This is a genomic window from Tatumella sp. UBA2305, from assembly GCF_002345795.1.
In the GTDB taxonomy this organism is placed as follows: domain Bacteria; phylum Pseudomonadota; class Gammaproteobacteria; order Enterobacterales; family Enterobacteriaceae; genus Tatumella; species Tatumella morbirosei.
Map to the genome: position 1 here is coordinate 38,092 of NZ_DDVT01000020.1, position 17,403 is coordinate 55,494.

Annotated in this window: 15 protein-coding genes; 11 read left to right on the top strand and 4 right to left on the bottom strand. The window is 53.4% G+C overall.

Annotation, left to right across the window (positions count from 1 at the left end; translation table 11 throughout):
- Positions 1-9 precede the first annotated feature (9 nt).
- Together aas and lplT are read left to right on the top strand one after the other, a co-directional pair.
- Entirely contained in the window at positions 10-2,181 is a 2,172-nt protein-coding gene (aas, locus tag B3Z23_RS12645; protein ID WP_294910558.1) for a bifunctional acyl-ACP--phospholipid O-acyltransferase/long-chain-fatty-acid--ACP ligase, read from the top strand.
- Positions 2,174-3,397 (top strand): lysophospholipid transporter LplT, encoded by a 1,224-nt coding sequence (lplT, locus tag B3Z23_RS12650; protein WP_294910561.1) that lies wholly within the window; start codon positions 2,174-2,176, stop codon positions 3,395-3,397. The genes aas and lplT overlap by 8 nt, the downstream gene beginning before the upstream one ends.
- Positions 3,398-3,440: 43 nt before the next feature.
- Here the strand turns inward: lplT and B3Z23_RS12655 are convergent, their stop codons facing one another.
- The 4 genes from B3Z23_RS12655 to mutH form a co-directional block, all read right to left on the bottom strand.
- Entirely contained in the window at positions 3,441-4,481 is a 1,041-nt protein-coding gene (locus tag B3Z23_RS12655) for an NADP(H)-dependent aldo-keto reductase (RefSeq protein WP_294910564.1), read from the bottom strand.
- A 321-nt stretch (positions 4,482-4,802) separates the two neighbouring features.
- The gene (locus B3Z23_RS12660) at positions 4,803-5,027 is read right to left on the bottom strand and encodes a YgdI/YgdR family lipoprotein (RefSeq protein ID WP_038018255.1); all 225 of its coding nucleotides are present in this window, start codon (positions 5,025-5,027) and stop codon (positions 4,803-4,805) included.
- Positions 5,028-5,216: 189 nt separating this feature from the next.
- On the bottom strand, positions 5,217-5,927 hold the full coding sequence (locus B3Z23_RS12665; protein WP_294910569.1) for a TerC family protein: 711 nt from the start codon (positions 5,925-5,927) through the stop codon (positions 5,217-5,219).
- A 59-nt stretch (positions 5,928-5,986) separates the two neighbouring features.
- Positions 5,987-6,673: a DNA mismatch repair endonuclease MutH gene (gene mutH, locus B3Z23_RS12670; protein ID WP_294910571.1), complete on the bottom strand. Its 687-nt coding sequence runs from the start codon at positions 6,671-6,673 to the stop codon at positions 5,987-5,989.
- A gap of 683 nt (positions 6,674-7,356) precedes the next feature.
- On the opposite strand from mutH, the gene rppH reads away from it, so the two are divergent.
- The 9 genes from rppH to recC all read left to right on the top strand — a co-directional run bounded on the left by rppH (position 7,357) and on the right by recC (position 17,376).
- Positions 7,357-7,884, top strand: a complete 528-nt coding sequence (gene rppH / locus B3Z23_RS12675) for an RNA pyrophosphohydrolase (RefSeq protein ID WP_038018261.1) — start codon at positions 7,357-7,359, stop codon at positions 7,882-7,884.
- A 12-nt stretch (positions 7,885-7,896) separates the two neighbouring features.
- Positions 7,897-10,143, top strand: coding sequence for a phosphoenolpyruvate--protein phosphotransferase (gene ptsP, locus B3Z23_RS12680; protein WP_294911123.1), 2,247 nt, complete (start codon positions 7,897-7,899; stop codon positions 10,141-10,143).
- Between the two features lie 132 nt (positions 10,144-10,275).
- The gene (lgt, locus tag B3Z23_RS12685) at positions 10,276-11,157 is read left to right on the top strand and encodes a prolipoprotein diacylglyceryl transferase (protein ID WP_038018263.1); all 882 of its coding nucleotides are present in this window, start codon (positions 10,276-10,278) and stop codon (positions 11,155-11,157) included.
- Positions 11,154-11,948, top strand: coding sequence for a thymidylate synthase (gene thyA, locus B3Z23_RS12690; protein ID WP_294910576.1), 795 nt, complete (start codon positions 11,154-11,156; stop codon positions 11,946-11,948). Before lgt ends, thyA begins: the two co-directional genes overlap by 4 nt.
- A 215-nt stretch (positions 11,949-12,163) precedes the next feature.
- Positions 12,164-12,634 carry a prepilin-type N-terminal cleavage/methylation domain-containing protein gene (locus tag B3Z23_RS12695; protein WP_294910578.1) on the top strand — a complete coding sequence of 157 codons (471 nt, stop codon included), beginning with the start codon at positions 12,164-12,166 and terminating at the stop codon, positions 12,632-12,634.
- Entirely contained in the window at positions 12,631-13,203 is a 573-nt protein-coding gene (locus B3Z23_RS12700; RefSeq protein ID WP_294910580.1) for a prepilin peptidase-dependent protein, read from the top strand. Before B3Z23_RS12695 ends, B3Z23_RS12700 begins: the two co-directional genes overlap by 4 nt.
- Positions 13,200-13,631 (top strand): DUF2509 family protein, encoded by a 432-nt coding sequence (locus B3Z23_RS12705; protein ID WP_294910582.1) that lies wholly within the window; start codon positions 13,200-13,202, stop codon positions 13,629-13,631. Before B3Z23_RS12700 ends, B3Z23_RS12705 begins: the two co-directional genes overlap by 4 nt.
- Before the next feature lie 46 nt (positions 13,632-13,677).
- Complete coding sequence (locus B3Z23_RS12710; RefSeq protein WP_294910585.1) at positions 13,678-13,929, top strand: prepilin-type N-terminal cleavage/methylation domain-containing protein; 252 nt, start codon at positions 13,678-13,680, stop codon at positions 13,927-13,929.
- Positions 13,930-14,004: 75 nt separating this feature from the next.
- Entirely contained in the window at positions 14,005-17,376 is a 3,372-nt protein-coding gene (gene recC, locus B3Z23_RS12715) for an exodeoxyribonuclease V subunit gamma (RefSeq protein ID WP_294910588.1), read from the top strand.
- The last annotated feature ends 27 nt before the right edge of the window (positions 17,377-17,403 follow it).

The window sequence follows — 17,403 nt, forward strand, 5'->3', positions numbered from 1 at the left end:
GGAGAGTGGATGTTTAGCTTGTTGCGAGGACTTTGTCGGGTACTGTGGCGCATCCGTGTTCAGGGAGACTTATCGGTACTGAATAACAGCAAAGTGCTGCTTACGCCTAACCACGTCTCTTTCCTTGATGGTTTACTGCTGGCACTGTTTTTGCCGGTAAAACCGGTATTTGCCGTCTGGTCCGGGTTGTCTGATAAGTGGTATATGAAGGCGGTTAAGTCACTGGTGGAAGTGGTGACACTCGACCCGTTAAAACCGATGTCAGTCAAACAGCTGATCCGCATTGTGGAACAGGGGCGGCCGGTGGTGATTTTCCCGGAAGGCCGGATTTCGGTGACCGGCTCGCTGATGAAAGTCTACAGTGGCGCGGGCTTTGTAGCGGCGAAAAGCGGTGCCAGTGTGGTACCGGTGCGGATTGAAGGTGCCGAATACAGCTGGTTTGCCCGTAAAAGTGGTGAAATCCGGCGTCGTGCTTTTCCTCAAATCTCCCTGCATATTCTGCCTGCCACCGTGATTCCGATGCCGGAGGCACCCTCTGCCCGCCAGCGGCGTGCCCGGGCAGGTGAACACCTGCAACATATTATGATGGAAGCCCGGATGGCGGTGCGTCCCCGGCAAACCTTATTCGATGCCTATCTCAGCGCGGCCAAACGCTACGGCTGGCGTCGTCCCTGTCTTGAAGATGTGCAGTTTTCGCCGGACAGTTACCGTGGCTTACTGAAGAAAATTCTGGGTGTCGCCCGGTTGCTGGATAAATATTGTCCACCCACCGCCACTCCCGGGCTGTTACTGCCGAACACCTCAATCACCCCTGCGGTTATTTTAGGGGCAATTCTGCGGGGCCGCGTTCCGGCGATGCTCAATTATTCGGCCGGGGTGAAAGGATTGCAGGTGGCGGTCACTGCGGCGAAGATCACCACGATTTTTACCTCCCGACAGTTCCTGGATAAGGGAAAACTCTGGTACCTGACCGAAGGGATCAGCGGAGTCAACTGGGTCTATCTGGAGGATTTAAAACCGGCTCTGAAGTTCGCCGACAAACTTTGGATACTCTGGCACTTAGTGGTACCGCATAACGCACAGGTGGAGCAACAGCCGGAAGATGCGGCCATGATTCTGTTTACCTCCGGGTCCGAGGGAAATCCGAAGGGCGTTGTGCACAGCCATAAGAGTTTGCTGGCTAATGTGGAACAGATTCGTACCGTCGCGGATTTCCGGCCCGGTGATCGTTTTATGTCCTCGTTACCACTGTTTCATGCCTTTGGCCTGACCGTCGGGCTGTTAACACCGCTGTTTACCGGTGCAGAAACCTTTCTGTATCCCAGCCCGCTGCACTACCGGGTTATCCCCGAACTGGTCTATGACCGGAACTGTACCGTGCTGTTTGGCACCCCGGCCTTTCTGGCCCGCTATGCACAGTATGCACATCCTTATGATTTCGCCCGGCTGCGTTATGTGGTGGCAGGTGCCGAGAAGCTGCGTGACTCCACCCGGGATCTCTATATGGAGAAATTTGGGCTGCGTATTCTTGAAGGCTACGGAGCGACCGAGTGTGCGCCGGTATTATCCATTAATGTGCCGATGGCTGCCCGCTTCAATACCGTTGGCCGTATCCTGCCGGCGATGGATTACCGCCTGATTTCTGTCCCGGGTATTGAAGATGGCGGGCGCTTGCAGGTCTGTGGTCCAAACCTGATGAAAGGTTATTTACGCCTGGAAGCGCCGGGGGTGATTGAGCCTCCGGCGGCAGATAACGGTGAAGGGGTGAGTGAAGCTGGCTGGTATGATACCGGCGATATTGTCAGCTTCGACAGCGAAGGGTTCTGCCAGATTCAGGGGCGGGTGAAACGTTTTGCCAAACTGGCGGGAGAAATGGTTTCCCTGGAAATCCCGGAACGGGTGGCTTTGCATGTTTCTGGTGATTATCAGCATGCATCATCAGTTAAATCTGATCCTCTGCGCGGTGAAGCCCTGGTATTATTTACCACAGATCCGCATCTGAACCGGGAGCGGTTACTCCAGGCCAGCCGTGAGCTGGGCTACAGTGAGTTAACCGTCCCGCGGGATATCCGTTATTTGTCGCAGTTACCTGTGCTGGGCAGTGGAAAACCCGATTATCAGCAACTGAAACTGATGGCCGCAGACGCGGAACCGCAACCTGTCGGGGGTGATAATGAATGATTTGAGTTCAGGTCCTGCGCCCGAACGGAGCTCTGGTTTACGACCGGTACTACTGGCTCAGTTTTTTTCCGCCTTCGGTGACAACGCTTTATTATTCGCCACCCTGGCGGTGCTGAAACGCGCTGATTATGCCGAATGGACACAACCCGTGCTGCAAATGGTGTTTGTGGTGGCTTATGTCGTGCTGGCCCCCTTTGTCGGACAGTTTGCCGACAGTTTCCCCAAAGGGCGGGTCATGATGTTAGCCAACGGACTGAAATTTATCGGTGCCGCGTTGATTGGCATTAATTTTAATCCGTTTGTCGGTTATGCGCTGGTGGGGATTGGCGCGGCGGCTTACTCACCGGCCAAATACGGTATTCTTGGCGAGCTGATGAGTAAAGAGCAGCTGATTCGTGGCAACGGACTGATGGAAAGCTCCACGATTGCGGCCATTCTGCTCGGATCGGTAACCGGCGGTGTGCTGGCTGACTGGCATATCTCTACCGCGTTGCTGGTCTGTGCGGTGATTTATGCGCTGGCCGTGCTGGCGAATATGCTGATCCCACCCTTACCGGCGGCTAAGCCCGGCAAAAACTGGCGCTGGCGGCATATGGTCAGCCGTTTCCGTCAGGATGGGCAGGCCCTGTGGCAGGACACCGACACCCGTTTTTCGTTAATAGGTACCAGTATGTTCTGGGGCGCCGGAGTCACGTTGCGTTTTCTGCTGGTACTGTGGGTGCCTGCCGCATTGGGGATTGTGGATAATAAAACGCCGACATTGCTGAATGCGATGGTGGCTATCGGGATTGTTGGCGGTGCATTACTGGCGGAAAAACTTATCTCTCTGAAGCATACAAGGCGATGCATGCCCGCCGGAATTCTGGTCGGCTTGGTGGTGGTCGCCTTCACCCTGACGCACCATCTGTACAGTGGAGGATTCTGGCTGATTGTGCTCGGTATTTGTGGCGGGCTGTTCGTGGTGCCGTTAAATGCCCTGTTGCAGGTGCGTGGTCAGGCTTCTGTCGGGGCGGGGCCGGCGATTGCGGTACAAAATCTGGGGGAAAACATGGCCATGCTGGTCATGTTGGCCATCTACACACTGGCTGTACGCCTGGGAGCTTCTGCGGTATTGACGGGGATTGCCTTCGGTAGTCTGTTCTCACTGGCGATTGTCGGTTTATGGATCTGGCAATGGAACCGGCAGCGTCAGCAATCACGTCAGCAGCCGTTGTAACCTGCCGCGGCCAATAAGCCGCGGCAGCCAACCAGCGAAGCTGTTAAGGCGCCGGATAGGTATAGCGACGATGAATGGCTTCCAGTTGTTGCATCAGTTCTTCATCCAGTGTCAGATTAAAACTGTCAATATTCACCTTCAGCTGCTGCAGCGTGGTTGCGCCCAGCAGGGTGCTTGCGACAAAAGGTTGCTGACGAACAAATGCCAGCGCCATCTGAGACGGGTCCAGACCATGTTGTTGCGCCAGGGCGACATAGGCAGCTACCGCTTCCGCAGACTGTTCTCCGGAGTAGCGGGTAAAACGGCTAAACAGGGTATTTCTGGCATTCGCGGGTTGTTGACCGTTCAGGTATTTACCGCTTAAGGTCCCGAACCCGAGCGATGAATAGGCAAGTAACTCTACCCCTTCATACTGGCTGATTTCCGCCAGTCCGACTTCAAAACTCCGGTTGAGCAGGCTGTAGGGGTTCTGGATGGTCACAATGCGCGGCAGTTCATGTTTTTCTGCCAGTTGCAGGTAGCGCATCACTCCCCAGGGGGTTTCATTCGAGACCCCGATATAGCGGATTTTTCCCGCCCGTACCTGTTCAGACAGAGCTTCCAGGGTTTCCAGCAGTGTCACCGGCACATTTTCTTCGGTGTACTGATAGCCCAGCTTGCCAAAAAAGTTGGCAGGACGTTGCGGCCAGTGGATCTGATACAAATCGAGGTAATCGGTATTCAACCGTTGCAGGCTGGCATCCAGTGCCGCCCGGATATTTTTGCGGTCAACCGCCTGACCGGGACGGATCTGCGCATCACTGCCTCTGGCAGGGCCGGCCACCTTACTGGCCAGGATAATTTTGTCGCGGTTACCGGTTTTTTTCAGCCAGCTGCCAATATATTTTTCGGTCAGCCCCTGAGTTTCCGGACGGGGAGGGACCGGATACATCTCGGCGGTATCCACCAGGTTGATTCCCTGGCTCAGGGCAAAATCTAATTGCGCATGTGCATCGGCTTCACTGTTTTGCTCGCCGAAGGTCATGGTACCCAGGCCCAGCTGACTCACTTCCAGCGAACTATGGGGAATGCGATGATAGAGCATTGCTGGTTTCCTTTTTGTCATGGTTGTCATGATGGGTAAGGGAAAATCTACACTGGCACCCGGCGCAAGTCCAGACCAGCCGGATGTCGCAGTCTGTTTCGCCGGACCCCGGCGGCAGGGATTCCCAACAGGCGTAACCTCAGGTTACCTGACTTTTGGCGTTCGACGTCCGGGCACATCAGTCTCTGCCAGCAGAGTGTAAAATATTGTCGGAAGGGGGGCGTCACCGAAAAACGATAACCTGCTGCCGCGATCTCTGTCACTGTCTTATCAGAAAGTTATAATATCGGGCAGCCACCTGAAAGAATCATTCTGAACGACCTAGCGTTCAATAATACCGGAGATTTCGTCACCGTTAATCTGGATGAGATTGCCTGCTTCATCGGTGTATTCCACCAGACCGGTATCTTTATCTATTTTGGGTTTCCCGTCAGTCATGATCATCCGGCCATCTTTGGTCGCCATCACATAGTGACTACTGCAACCCGCTAACAGTGCGCTACCCAACAAAATGCCACACAGGGCGGTTTTTTTTAGATTTTTCATTCTGTTCCCCGACAGGTTTTAGATTCATTATTCCTGGTATAAATGATTTACACAAGGTAAACCAACCGGACAGGTCTGAATTAAAAAATAAACCGCTAAAAAGCAGTAACTAAATATAAACGGGAAGTGTCCGGCAGCCCACAGTGGCGTTTGCACTGCTGACTACCGGCCAAAGAGCATGGCGAAAACTTAGTGGCTGTTTTTCTTACCGCGCAGCAAATTGAGTAATTCGACCCCCATCGAAAAGAACATCGCGAAGTAGATGTAGCCTTTTGGCACATGTACTGCAAAACTTTCCAGTATCAGGGTAAAACCCACCAGGATCAAAAATGCCAGCGCCAGCATTTTTATCGTCGGATGACGCTCAACAAACTCACCAATCGCCCTGGCGGCAAACATCATCATCAGTACGGCAATCACTACCGCAGCCATCATAATAAACAGATGGTCTGATAAACCGACGGCGGTGATCACCGAGTCGAGGCTGAAGATGATATCCAGCAGCATGATTTGCACTATCGCACCGATAAAGGAATGAACGCGGCTCTGTGGCGCTTCTTCATCACCTTCGATAGTTTCGTGGATCTCTTTACCCGATTTCCAGATAAGAAATAATCCCCCGGCCAGCAATATCAGGTCTCTGGCAGAAAAATCATGACTCATCAGGGTAAATAACGGCGTCGTCAGGCGCACGACCCAGGCGATGGAAGCCAGCAATGCCAGTCTCATCAGCATAGCCGCCATCAGGCCTAAACGCCGCGCACTGTTTTGCTGATGTGCTGGCAGTTTAGATACGACCAGCGAAAGAAAAATAATATTGTCGATACCCAGGACAACTTCCAGAACAATCAGTGTCCCGAGCGCCAGCCAGGCATTAGGGTCCGCAATCCACTCGAACATACTCACATCAATCCTAAACGAAAGCTAAACAGAGAGTATAACCGGGCTATATTCTGCGACTAAAGTAAAAAATGACGGGCCAGCAGGGGGCCGGTAAAGGTTTTCTTCAGATAAAAGCCCCGTGGCAATGTCATGACGGGCTCCCCGTGCGGGCCGATGCCTTCGGTCAGGGCTTTGCTGTTGGCCGCTTTGGGACGGATTTGCAGATACTGACCATGCCTGGCGGTAATCTTATCCACCTCACCCAGCACAATCATCTCCATCAGTTCTTCCCAGTCTGCCTGCAGCATTTGATCTTCCTGTTCCGAAGGGCTCCATAACAGCGGGCTGCCTATCCGGCGCTGTTTCAAAGGAATGGTCCTTGAGCCTTCAACCGGAATCCATAACACCCGGGACAGCTTGTGCCGCAGATGGCTGTGTTGCCAGTCTACGCCTGTGTTACCGGTCAAAGGTGCAACACAGACAAAGGTGGTTTCCAGCGGACGGCCCAGGCTATCTACCGGGATGGTTTTCAGTTCTATTCCCAGGTGAGCGAAATCCTGCTCTGCTTTGCTGCCGGCACTGGCTCCCAGATGAAGTTCTGTCAGGGTACCGACCCAGCCTTTATCCCGTCGCAGATCTGCCGGTACAGAAATAGCCAGTGCTGCAGCCAGTTCCTCCAGAGACTGGCCTGCCAGAGCATAGGCTCGTTGCATCAGTACCTGTTCATTTTCCGGGACAGGAACGGGTGGGGAAGGATAATTCATAAGGCTCCCGGGGTTGGTTAAAAATTACCCTGCTATAATCTGTGAACCATACACAGGATAAATTACAGGGGATAAACCAGATAATAGCATGATTAATCGTAATTTTTTATCCTGTTATCGGCCGGAAGCAGCTCAGGCCCCGGGGTTTATACCCTGTTGTCATCAATAATAAACAGGATTATACGCCCTGTTATCCACAGAAAAATGGGATAACTGTGAATTAACCAGACTACTGGTTCGATTCACAGCCTTGACTTTACCTGAAAGTGCCATTTTTTTTGCTGTTGTGGGCAACATCTCGCCATAAACTGTGGATAAAAATGGCGGCGGTGAAAATTTGCGCAGTGAGCTAAGTGCTGTTTGGGTCGGGTGAGTATCTTGTGAGTTTAGAAAGTGGAAATAATAGTTAACATTATGATGTATATGTATTATTTTATTTTTATTTCGCGCGGTGGATCGTGTTTACCTACTGCATTATTCAGGGAATTCCCGCGTTCTGCACAAAGCTATCCACAGAAAAGGTGCATAAAATTACCTGCCATCGAGCGTTTCTGTTTATAACTTGACTAAAAATTGTGAGTTATCCCGGAATTATTATAGTCAAAGCCCATCAGCCAATGGTTTACCGCCTGTAAGGAGTATGAAACAATCAGGCTATCTAAAGATAGCTTTGAGGTAGTCTGGTGATCGATGATGATGGCTACCGCCCGAATGTTGGGATTGTAATCTGTAACAGGCAAGGACAGGTTCTGTGGGCCAGGCGGTTTGGACAACATTCCTGGCAATTTCCTCAGGGAGGAATAAACCCTGGAGAAACCCCGGAACAGGCGATGTATCGCGAGTTGTTCGAAGAAGTCGGGTTGCATCGTAAAGATGTACGTATTATCGCCTCTACCCGTAACTGGCTGCGTTACAAGTTGCCTAAACGTTTGGTGCGTTGGGACACCCGGCCGGTATGTATCGGCCAGAAACAAAAATGGTTTCTGTTACAGCTGCAATCTCATGATGGCGCTATCAATGTCCAGGGAAGCAGTACGCCTGAATTTGATGGCTGGCGCTGGGTAAGTTTCTGGTATCCGGTGCGGCAGGTTGTTTCTTTCAAACGGGATGTTTATCGCCGGGTGATGAAGGAGTTTGCTACTGTCGTGATGTCTGTCGCGGAAAATTCACTGCAACGCAGTCAACCCTCAGGCAGAAGAAAAAGAGGATAGAGCATGCCGCTGATGCTCACTCAGTTGCGCGATATTGTCGAAAAGGTAGCCAGTGCCTCCCGGTTGAATGAGGCGCTGGAGATCCTGGTCAACGAAATTTGCCGTGTCATGGAAACCGAAGTCTGTTCGGTGTATCTGGCCGACCAGGAGCGCCAGTGCTATTACCTGATGGCGACCCGCGGTTTGAAAAAGCCGAGAGGTCGCACCATTACCCTCGCTCTGGATGAGGGGATTGTCGGGCTGGTCGGCCGGCTTGCCGAGCCGATTAACCTTGCCGATGTTCAAAGTCACCCCAGTTTCAAATTTATCCCGTCGGTAAAAGAGGAAAACTATCGTTCATTCCTCGGGGCGCCCATTATCAACCGCCGTCAGGTGCTGGGGGTGTTGGCGGTTCAGCAGCGTGAACTGCGTTCCTTTGATGAAACCGAAGAATCGTTCCTGATGACTCTGGCCACCCAGGTCGGAACCTTGCTGTCTCAGTCACAGGTCGGACAGCTGTTTGGCGTGTTTCGCCAGAGTCGCATCCGGGCGATTGCGGCTTCTCCCGGGGTTGCTGTCGCCCCCGGCTGGGTAGACCATATTCAGCCGACGCTGGATCAGGTCACTCAGGCTTCTACCCTGAATACGGCTCAGGAAAAAGAACGCTTACTGCAGGCTATCAGTGAATCCGGCGACGAGTTTCGTCGTTACAGTAAACGCTTCACCTCCAGTGTGCAGAAAGAAAGTGCGGCGATTTTCGATCTCTATTCCCACCTGCTCAGCGATCCGCGTCTGAAAAAGGATCTGCTGGCGGAAATTGATCGGGGATCGGTGGCGGAATGGGCGGTGAAAACGGTGATTGAACAATACGCCGGACAGTTTGCCGACCTGAAAGATGCCTATCTGCGTGAACGCAGCGGGGATATCCGCGAACTGGGCCAGCGTTTGCTGTTTCACCTTGATGACAGTCTGCAGGGGGCCAATGCCTGGCCGGAACGCTTTGTGCTGGTGGCCGATGAACTAACGGCCACCGCACTGGCCGAAGTACCGCCGGAACGGTTGGCGGGGGTTGTGGTGCGTGATGGTGCCGCCAACTCTCATGCCGCGATCCTGACCCGTGCCATGGGGATACCGGCAGTCATGGGGGCGGATATTCGCCCGGAACAACTGAACAAACACCTGCTGATCGTTGATGGTTACCGTGGTGAGTTACTGGTCGATCCGGAACCGATCCTGATTAAAGAGTATCAACGGCTGATCCGTGAAGAGAATGCCCTGAGTAAAACGGCCGAAACAGTCGCAGAACAACCGGGTGAACTGAAAAGCGGCGAGAACATTGAGATTCTGTTGAATGCCGGGCTCAGTGCCGAACTGGAACAGGCACTGAACAACTGGGTTGACGGGGTTGGGCTGTACCGGACCGAAGTGCCGTTTATGTTACAGAGTGGTTTCCCTTCAGAAGAAGAGCAGGTTGCCCAGTATCAGGGAATGTTGCAGCTGTTTAATAACAAGTCGGTCACGCTGCGAACTCTGGATATCGGTGCGGATAAACAGCTGCCTTATATGCCGATTAGCGAAGAGAACCCGAGCCTGGGGTGGCGCGGAATTCGCCTGACACTGGATCAACCGGATATTTTTCTGGTGCAGGTCAGGGCAATGCTGAGGGCGAACGCGGCTTCCGGGAATCTGAATATTCTGCTGCCGATGGTCACCAGCATTGATGAGATTGATGATGCCCGTAAACTGATTGAGCGGGCAGGTCATGAGGTCGAAGAGATGCTGGGCTACGTGATCCCTCGTCCGAAGGTTGGCATCATGATTGAAGTGCCGTCGATGGTATTTTTGATCCCTCAGGTCGCCCGTAGCGTGGACTTTATCTCCGTGGGCAGTAATGACCTGACCCAGTATCTGCTGGCGGTTGACCGCAACAACACCCGGGTGGCCAATCTCTACGATCCCCTGCATCCGTCGGTTTTGCAGGCGCTGTACCATATCAGTGCGGAAGCCCGGCGGCATAATCTGCCGATGAGCCTGTGTGGCGAAATGGCCGGTGATCCGATGTGTGTGGCCTTGCTGATAGGTATGGGGTTCCGTCATCTGAGCATGAACGGCAAAAATGTCCCCCGGGTAAAGTATCTGTTACGCCACCTGGATTGCAGTGAAACGGAACAGCTGGCTGAGCAGGTGCTACAGGCCAGTACCGCCAGTGAAATTCGTTATCAGGTCGCGGTTTTTATGGAGCGGCGTGGATTAGGCGGACTAATCCGTGGCGGGCGCTAAGTGCTCATTCATGTTTACATTTGCTGATCACACCGTAAGAGTGGCTGTGCTATCATGCGCACCTCTTTACTGTCTGGCTCCCGGGAATCCCCGTGACGGCAGGCTTTCAGATAGAAAGAATAATGGTGAAAGATGACTAACGGCTATCTTGCTTTTCCAAAATTTGACCCGGTGATTTTTTCTGTCGGTCCGGTTTCGCTTCACTGGTACGGTCTGATGTACCTTGTCGGTTTCATTTTTGCCATGTGGCTGGCGGGTCGTCGGGCGAATAAGCCTGGCAGTGGCTGGACCAAAAATGAGGTCGAAAATTTACTCTATGCCGGTTTCCTCGGGGTCTTCCTGGGTGGGCGTATCGGTTATGTCCTGTTCTATAATCTGCCGCTGTTCCTGGCGAATCCGCTCTACTTGTTCAAGGTATGGGATGGTGGCATGTCATTCCACGGGGGACTGATTGGTGTCATTATTGTGATGCTGATTTTTGCCCGCCGTACTCACCGTACTTTCTTTCAGGTATCTGATTTTATTGCCCCGTTAATCCCGTTTGGTCTGGGGGCCGGTCGTCTGGGGAATTTTATTAACGGTGAGTTGTGGGGCCGTGTTGACCCGAACTGTCCGTGGGCGATGCTGTTCCCGGGGTCCCGTGAAGAAGATGTGGCTTTGGTGGCGACGCATCCACAATGGCAATCGTTGCTGGATACCTACGGGGTATTGCCACGCCATCCGTCGCAGATTTATGAGCTGTTACTGGAAGGGGTGATTTTGTTCATCATCCTGAATGTGTTTATTCGTAAACCGCGCCCACGGGGAAGTGTTTCTGGTCTGTTCCTGATTGGTTACGGCGCTTTCCGGATCATTGTTGAATTTTTCCGTCAGCCGGATGCCCAGCTGGGACTGTTCGATGGCGTAATCAGTATGGGGCAGATCCTCTCCATACCAATGATTCTGGCCGGTGTTATTATGATGATTTGGGCTTACCGTACCAGCCCCCTGAAACAACCGGGTGAAGTAAAATGAAACAGTATCTGGAACTGATGCAGAAGGTGTTAAACGAAGGCACAGCCAAAGACGACCGTACCGGCACCGGGACGTTGTCGATTTTTGGTCATCAGATGCGTTTTGATCTGCAGCAGGGCTTCCCGCTGGTCACCACCAAAAAATGCCATCTGCGTTCCATTATTCATGAACTGTTGTGGTTCCTGCAGGGCGACACTAATATTGGCTACCTGAAGGACAATAAAGTCAGTATCTGGGATGAATGGGCGGATGAGAATGGCGATTTAGGCCCGGTTTATGGCAAACAGTGGCGTAGCTGGCCTGCCGCCGATGGCCGTCATATTGACCAGATCAGCGAAGTCATCCGCCAGCTGAAACATGACCCGAATTCACGGCGTATTATTGTTTCTGCGTGGAATGTCGGTGAGCTGGATAAAATGGCGCTGGCACCGTGCCATGCTTTCTTCCAGTTTTATGTGGCTGACGGGCGACTCAGTTGCCAGTTATATCAACGTTCCTGTGATATTTTCCTCGGACTGCCGTTCAATATCGCCAGTTATGCACTACTGGTTCATATGGTGGCACAGCAATGTGATCTGCAGGTGGGGGATTTTGTCTGGACAGGCGGGGATACCCATTTGTACAACAATCACCTGGAACAGACCCGTTTGCAGTTAACCCGCGAACCGCGTCCGTTACCGGTGCTGAAAATTAAGCGTAAGCCGGAATCTATTTTCGATTATCGCTTTGAAGATTTCGAGATTGAAGGTTACGACCCGCATCCGGCTATCAAAGCCCCGGTCGCTGTCTGATTTCACTTTTCCGGTACTGAAATAACGCGGCAGAGCCTGACAGCTCTGCCTTTTTTTTGGGTTGATGTCTCAGAATTGCGGGGGCTCTCTGGCTTGTCCTCCGGGTGCCTGCAATCTGCATTCCGGGCCTACGGGCAGCTACCTAAACCCTCAGTTTTCGCCTGTCGTCTGGATAAATTGTTCGCCACACTGGGGCAATGAACAGAAACCGATTAATGATATCCACCGGTGGATTCACGATACCGGAACTGATGGTCGTTTTGCTGATTATTGCCCTGCTGGCCGGTGGCTCCGGGCATCTCTGGCAAAACTGGCGTCACCGGCAGCAACTGTCAGAAACCGCCATCAGGTTGCACTTTTTCCTTACCGGGATTCGTGAATATGCACACCGCACCAACCGCGATTTACCCTTGGCGGTAACACAGCGCAACGGTTACTGGTGTGTTGATGCTCATCCGCGGCCGGAAGCCAGAGACTGCAGCCAGCCAGGACGTTTTGTCTGGAAATCCCCCTATCCTCAGCAGGCCGCTCCTAAGGTCAACGGACAACCCGGGTTCTATGGACGCCGGAGTGTGGCACGGGCCGGAAGTATTGAGTTTGGGCCGGCTGAGCAGCGCTGGCGGGTGATCATTTCGGCTCATGCCCGAATCCGTGTCTGCCCGCCGGAACAGGAGGGCTGCCTGTGAAAAAATTTCCCTGGTTACCTTCATCGCATAGAATTTCGGCCGGTTTTACTTTAGGAGAAATGCTGCTGGCACTGTTACTCACCGGCATCATATTTCTTGCCGCCGGGCAGTTTTTTCCGCAGTTGTTTCAGCAAACCCGCCGGTTACAGCAACAGCAGTTGCTGGCTCAGGAGATTCAGCAGTTGATGCTGATTCTTGAAAAAAGCCTGCGCCGCGCAGGTTACTGCCAGCAGGCGCCCTGCATCCTGCCCGCTATCACGATAAGTCAGGATGGACACTGCCTGATTGTGCGGAGTCAGGAGCGACGCCAGGTATCTGCCGGACTGGCCGGGGCATTACACAGTGAAAGTTATGGTTACCGCTGGCGTGAAGGACAGATAGAAACCCGGCGCGGTGTGACCGGGTGTCAGGGCAGTGGCTGGGAACGGCTGACAGACCCGGCGACTCTGCGGGTGGATGAACTGGCTTTTAGTCTGCAGGCACCCCGCATTGGCATCAGGTTACGGGTGTCAGCCGGGCCGGATATCAGCCTGCGCCGTCAGCACTGGTTACTGGCGGAAAATTTGTGAACCGCCGGGGCAGCAGTCCGCTGTTAATGGTCATGGGACTGTTATTGTCAGGGATTATATTACTGCATGGCAGCGCCCGGTTACTGGAAAACAGCATGGCAGGGATAGCGGATGAAACGGTTTATTTGCGGGACTTCTACCAGGCGCAGTCGGCATTGCAATGGGGGTTATCACGCCAGTGGCCGCGGGCGGCCGGCTGGCAATGCCAGTCACCCGGTTCCCGGGAATGGCGGAGTTGTCTGTTATGGCAAACCGCCGATACCGCACTGTTACTGGGACAGTCAGCTAACGGAGAAAAAAATCTTTGGCGGCAGGTGGCTACAGCTAACACGGCTGGCGGGAAGGTGGTGGCTGTTCCCGCCGGATGGACCGACCTCTGTCCGCTACCGGACGAGGCACTGTGCGCCCTGTCGTCGCCAGGGGTTTAGTCTGGCAGAATGTCTGATTGCGTTACTTATATTATCACTGAGCGTTTTGCTGCTTTCCGGATATCATCAGCAACTGGTATATGGTTTCCGGATACGGCAGGCACAGCGTGATGCCGTTTGGGCAGCGACCCAGGTGCTGGCGGGTAAACCCCCGGCAGGGTGGGACAGTGAGTTGCAGCGTAAGGTGACGGAGGATGGCTGCCTGCGGGTTAACGCGAAAGTGCAGGGGCCGTTTAACCGGCATGCGGAGCTGGGACAGTTGTTTTGTCCGCCGTTTAATCAACACCTGCCGGAATAAGTGTGCCAAGGCTTGCAACCGGTGGGTGAGCAGGTAGAGTGACGGGCATAGCCGGCAGCAGTTTCAGGAGAAAATATGTTCAGCGTTTACCATTCCAATCATCTGGATATTTTGAAGGATCTGACTGCCCACATTACTAAAGTGCAGCCGCTGGAGGATCCTTTTGCCAGTGAAGTGGTGTTGGTGCAAAGCCCGGGGATGGCACAGTGGTTGCAGATGTCACTGGCAGAAACCTTTGGTATTGCGGCGAATATAGAATTTCCGCTGCCAGCCACCTTTATCTGGCAGATGTTTGTCCGGGTATTACCCGATATTCCTCAGCAGAGCGCATTTAATAAAAGTGCGATGAGCTGGAAGCTGATGACGCTGCTGCCGGAGATGCTGGAACGCGACGATTTTCTGCCTCTGCGCCATTACCTGACTGACGATGAGGATAAACGTAAGCTCTTTCAGCTCAGTAGCCGTATTGCCGACCTGTTTGACCAGTATCTGGTCTATCGCCCTGACTGGCTCAATTTGTGGGAGCAGCAGCAGATGGCTGAGGGGCCTGGCGAGGCTCAACTCTGGCAGGCCCCGTTATGGCGGGCGCTGGTGGAATATACCGCCGAACTGGGCCAGCCAGAATGGCACCGTGCTAACCTCTATTCACGGTTTATTCAGACGCTGGAGCAGAGTACTACACCGCCACCCGGGTTGCCGCCACGGGTATTTATCTGCGGTATTTCGGCATTACCTCCGGTATACCTGCAGGCCTTACAGGCTCTGGGCCGGCATATTGATATCCATTTACTGTTTACCAATCCCTGCCGTGATTACTGGGGGGATATTCGTGATGCTGCGTTTCTTGCCAGGCTGCAAAACCGCCAGCGCCGGCTCCATAACTCCTCGCAGCAACGGACAATGTTCCGCCAGCCGGATCAGGCGGCTTTGTTGTTTACTTCAGAAGGGGAACAGCAACTGACCCAGCCGTTACTCGCCTCCTGGGGTAAACTTGGGCGGGATAATCTCTATTTGTTGGCACAAATGGATGCGCTGGACAATGAGATAGATGCCTTTGCCGAACCCGGTCGCGATACTCTGCTGCACAGCCTGCAACAGGATATTCTCAACCTGGAAGATCATGCGGTGACCGGGCTGACGTTAGAACAATTCAATGATAGTGGCCGTAAGCGCCGTCTGGCCGCAGATGATGAGTCGTTTTCGTTACATGCCTGCCATAGCCCACAACGTGAAACCGAAGTGTTGCAGGATTACCTGCTGGCTTTGATGGAAGCCGATCCTGAGCTGAAGCCGCGGGATATCATTGTGATGGTTGCAGATATCGACAGTTACTCGCCGTTTATCCAGTCGGTCTTTGGCGGTGCTGACCGGCAACGCCATATCCCGTTTGCCATTTCAGACCGACGAGCCAGCCATGCTCATCCGGTCATTCAGGCGTTTCTGCAACTGTTGTCACTGCCTGACAGCCGTTTTACGCCGGAAGATGTGCTGGCATTACTGGAAGTTCCCGCGCTGGCAGCCAGGTTCGCGATTAATGAACAGGGGTTAACCACCTTACGGCACTGGGTAGATGAATCCGGTGTTCGCTGGGGGCTGGATGACCACAGTGTCAGTGAGCTCTCGCTGCCGGTGACCGGACAACATACCTGGCAATTTGGTCTGCAGCGAATGTTGCTGGGATATGCACTGGACAGTAACCAGGGCGACTGGCAGGGGATTTTACCCTACGATGAAGCTGCCGGACTGATGGCGGAACTCGCCGGGCAGTTGGCGGAATTACTCAGTTGTCTGACGGAGTGGCGCCAACGTTTACGGCAGAATCAGACTCTGACTGGCTGGCAGCCCTGCTGCCGCGAGATGATGGCGACTTTTTTCGCGGGGGATGCAGACAGTGAAGCCGCTCTGGCTATTATTGATGAGCAATGGCGACAGTTGACTGAGCAGGGGATTGAGGCCCGTTATCCGGCCGAAATTCCGGTCACGATACTGCGTGATGAACTGCGTTCGAAACTCGATCAACAGCGGATCAGCCAGCGCTTCCTTGCAGGCCAGGTGAACTTCTGTACCCTGATGCCAATGCGTTCAATACCCTTTAAAGTGGTTTGCCTGTTGGGAATGAATGATGGCGTTTACCCGCGAACCCTGACGCCTTCAGGGTTTGACCTGATGCAACAATCCCCCCGTCGGGGAGATCGCAGCCGTCGTGATGATGACCGTTACCTGTTTCTTGAAGCCCTGGTGTCTGCCCGTGACCGGCTGTATATCAGCTATATCGGCCGAAGTATTCAGGACAACCGGGAGCGCCTGCCCTCGGTTCTGGTCAGTGAGCTGTGTGAATACATTTCGCAGAGTTTTTGCCTGCCAGGAGATGAAATACTCAATGTGGACGACAGTGCACGGCGGGTCGCTGAACATCTGGTACATCATCACAGCCGTACCCCGTTTGCGGAACAAAACTTTATTCCGCACAGTGGCGGGCAGAGTTTTGCCAGTGAATGGCTGCCTTCAGCCCTCGGACAGGGAGAAGCGATGCCTGACTTTGCTCAGCCACTGCCTGATTATCAGTGTCAGGAAATCAACCTGAATCAGCTGATAAACTTCTGGCGACATCCGGTACGGGCATGGTTCACGGAGCGTCTGGGAGTGCGGTTTGTCGATCAGCAGGAGGATCTCCCGGATACCGAACCTTTTGAACTGGATAATCTGCAACGTTATCAGCTAAATCAACAGTTACTGAATACGCTGATCTTCGGACAGGACAGTGAACTGTTTTTCCGCCGTCAGCGGCTGGCCGGGCATCTGCCCTATGGCGCATTTGGCTCAATTTTGCGTGAGAAACAGCTGGCTGAGATGCAGGAAATTGCCGGTCTGGTGCAGGGACAAATCGCAGAAACCCACAGCATCGAAGTCGATCTGGAGTTGTCGGTACGGCTGACTGGCTGGCTGACCGGCGTTCAGCCGGATGGCATTTTACGCTGGCGTCCCGGGGAACTGAACCTGAGTGATGGCCTGCTGTTATGGACAGAGCATATGGTGTATTGCGCTTTGGGCGGTCAGGGTATCAGCCGGATGTATGGGCGTAAGAATAGCTGCTGGCGTTTTTTACCACTGCCTCAGGCAGAGGCCATTGAGCAACTCGAACATCTGATAGCCGGTTACAGGCAGGGGATGAATCAGCCGTTGCTACTGCTGAAAGGTTGCGGTGGAAGCTGGCTGACGGCCAGTCTGGGGAAAGATAATCAGCTGTTGACCGATGAAGAGACCCAACGCAAAGCCCTGCAAAAACTGACCGATGCCTGGAATGGTAATTTTCTGGTGGCTGGTGAAGGGAGTGACCCTTGCCTGAAACGGCTATCCCGTGAGGCAGACCCGCTGATGATTCAGGAGATATGCTCCGCGGCTGAGCGGTGGTATCTGCCGGTGATTTTAGCCCATGTCGCCGAATAAACTGGCGGTATCGCGACTGATAATATT

What these genes read in the sequence shown, in the direction of transcription:
- B3Z23_RS12695 (WP_294910578.1), top strand. Translation starts at nt 12,164, where the DNA reads ATGATATCCACCGGTGGATTCACGATACCGGAACTGATGGTCGTTTTG.
- ptsP (WP_294911123.1), top strand. Translation starts at nt 7,897, where the DNA reads ATGCTCACTCAGTTGCGCGATATTGTCGAAAAGGTAGCCAGTGCCTCC.
- B3Z23_RS12655 (WP_294910564.1), bottom strand. Translation starts at nt 4,481, where the DNA reads ATGCTCTATCATCGCATTCCCCATAGTTCGCTGGAAGTGAGTCAGCTG.
- B3Z23_RS12660 (WP_038018255.1), bottom strand. Translation starts at nt 5,027, where the DNA reads ATGAAAAATCTAAAAAAAACCGCCCTGTGTGGCATTTTGTTGGGTAGC.
- lplT (WP_294910561.1), top strand. Translation starts at nt 2,174, where the DNA reads ATGAATGATTTGAGTTCAGGTCCTGCGCCCGAACGGAGCTCTGGTTTA.
- lgt (WP_038018263.1), top strand. Translation starts at nt 10,276, where the DNA reads ATGACTAACGGCTATCTTGCTTTTCCAAAATTTGACCCGGTGATTTTT.
- B3Z23_RS12665 (WP_294910569.1), bottom strand. Translation starts at nt 5,927, where the DNA reads ATGTTCGAGTGGATTGCGGACCCTAATGCCTGGCTGGCGCTCGGGACA.
- thyA (WP_294910576.1), top strand. Translation starts at nt 11,154, where the DNA reads ATGAAACAGTATCTGGAACTGATGCAGAAGGTGTTAAACGAAGGCACA.
- mutH (WP_294910571.1), bottom strand. Translation starts at nt 6,673, where the DNA reads ATGAATTATCCTTCCCCACCCGTTCCTGTCCCGGAAAATGAACAGGTA.
- recC (WP_294910588.1), top strand. Translation starts at nt 14,005, where the DNA reads ATGTTCAGCGTTTACCATTCCAATCATCTGGATATTTTGAAGGATCTG.
- aas (WP_294910558.1), top strand. Translation starts at nt 10, where the DNA reads ATGTTTAGCTTGTTGCGAGGACTTTGTCGGGTACTGTGGCGCATCCGT.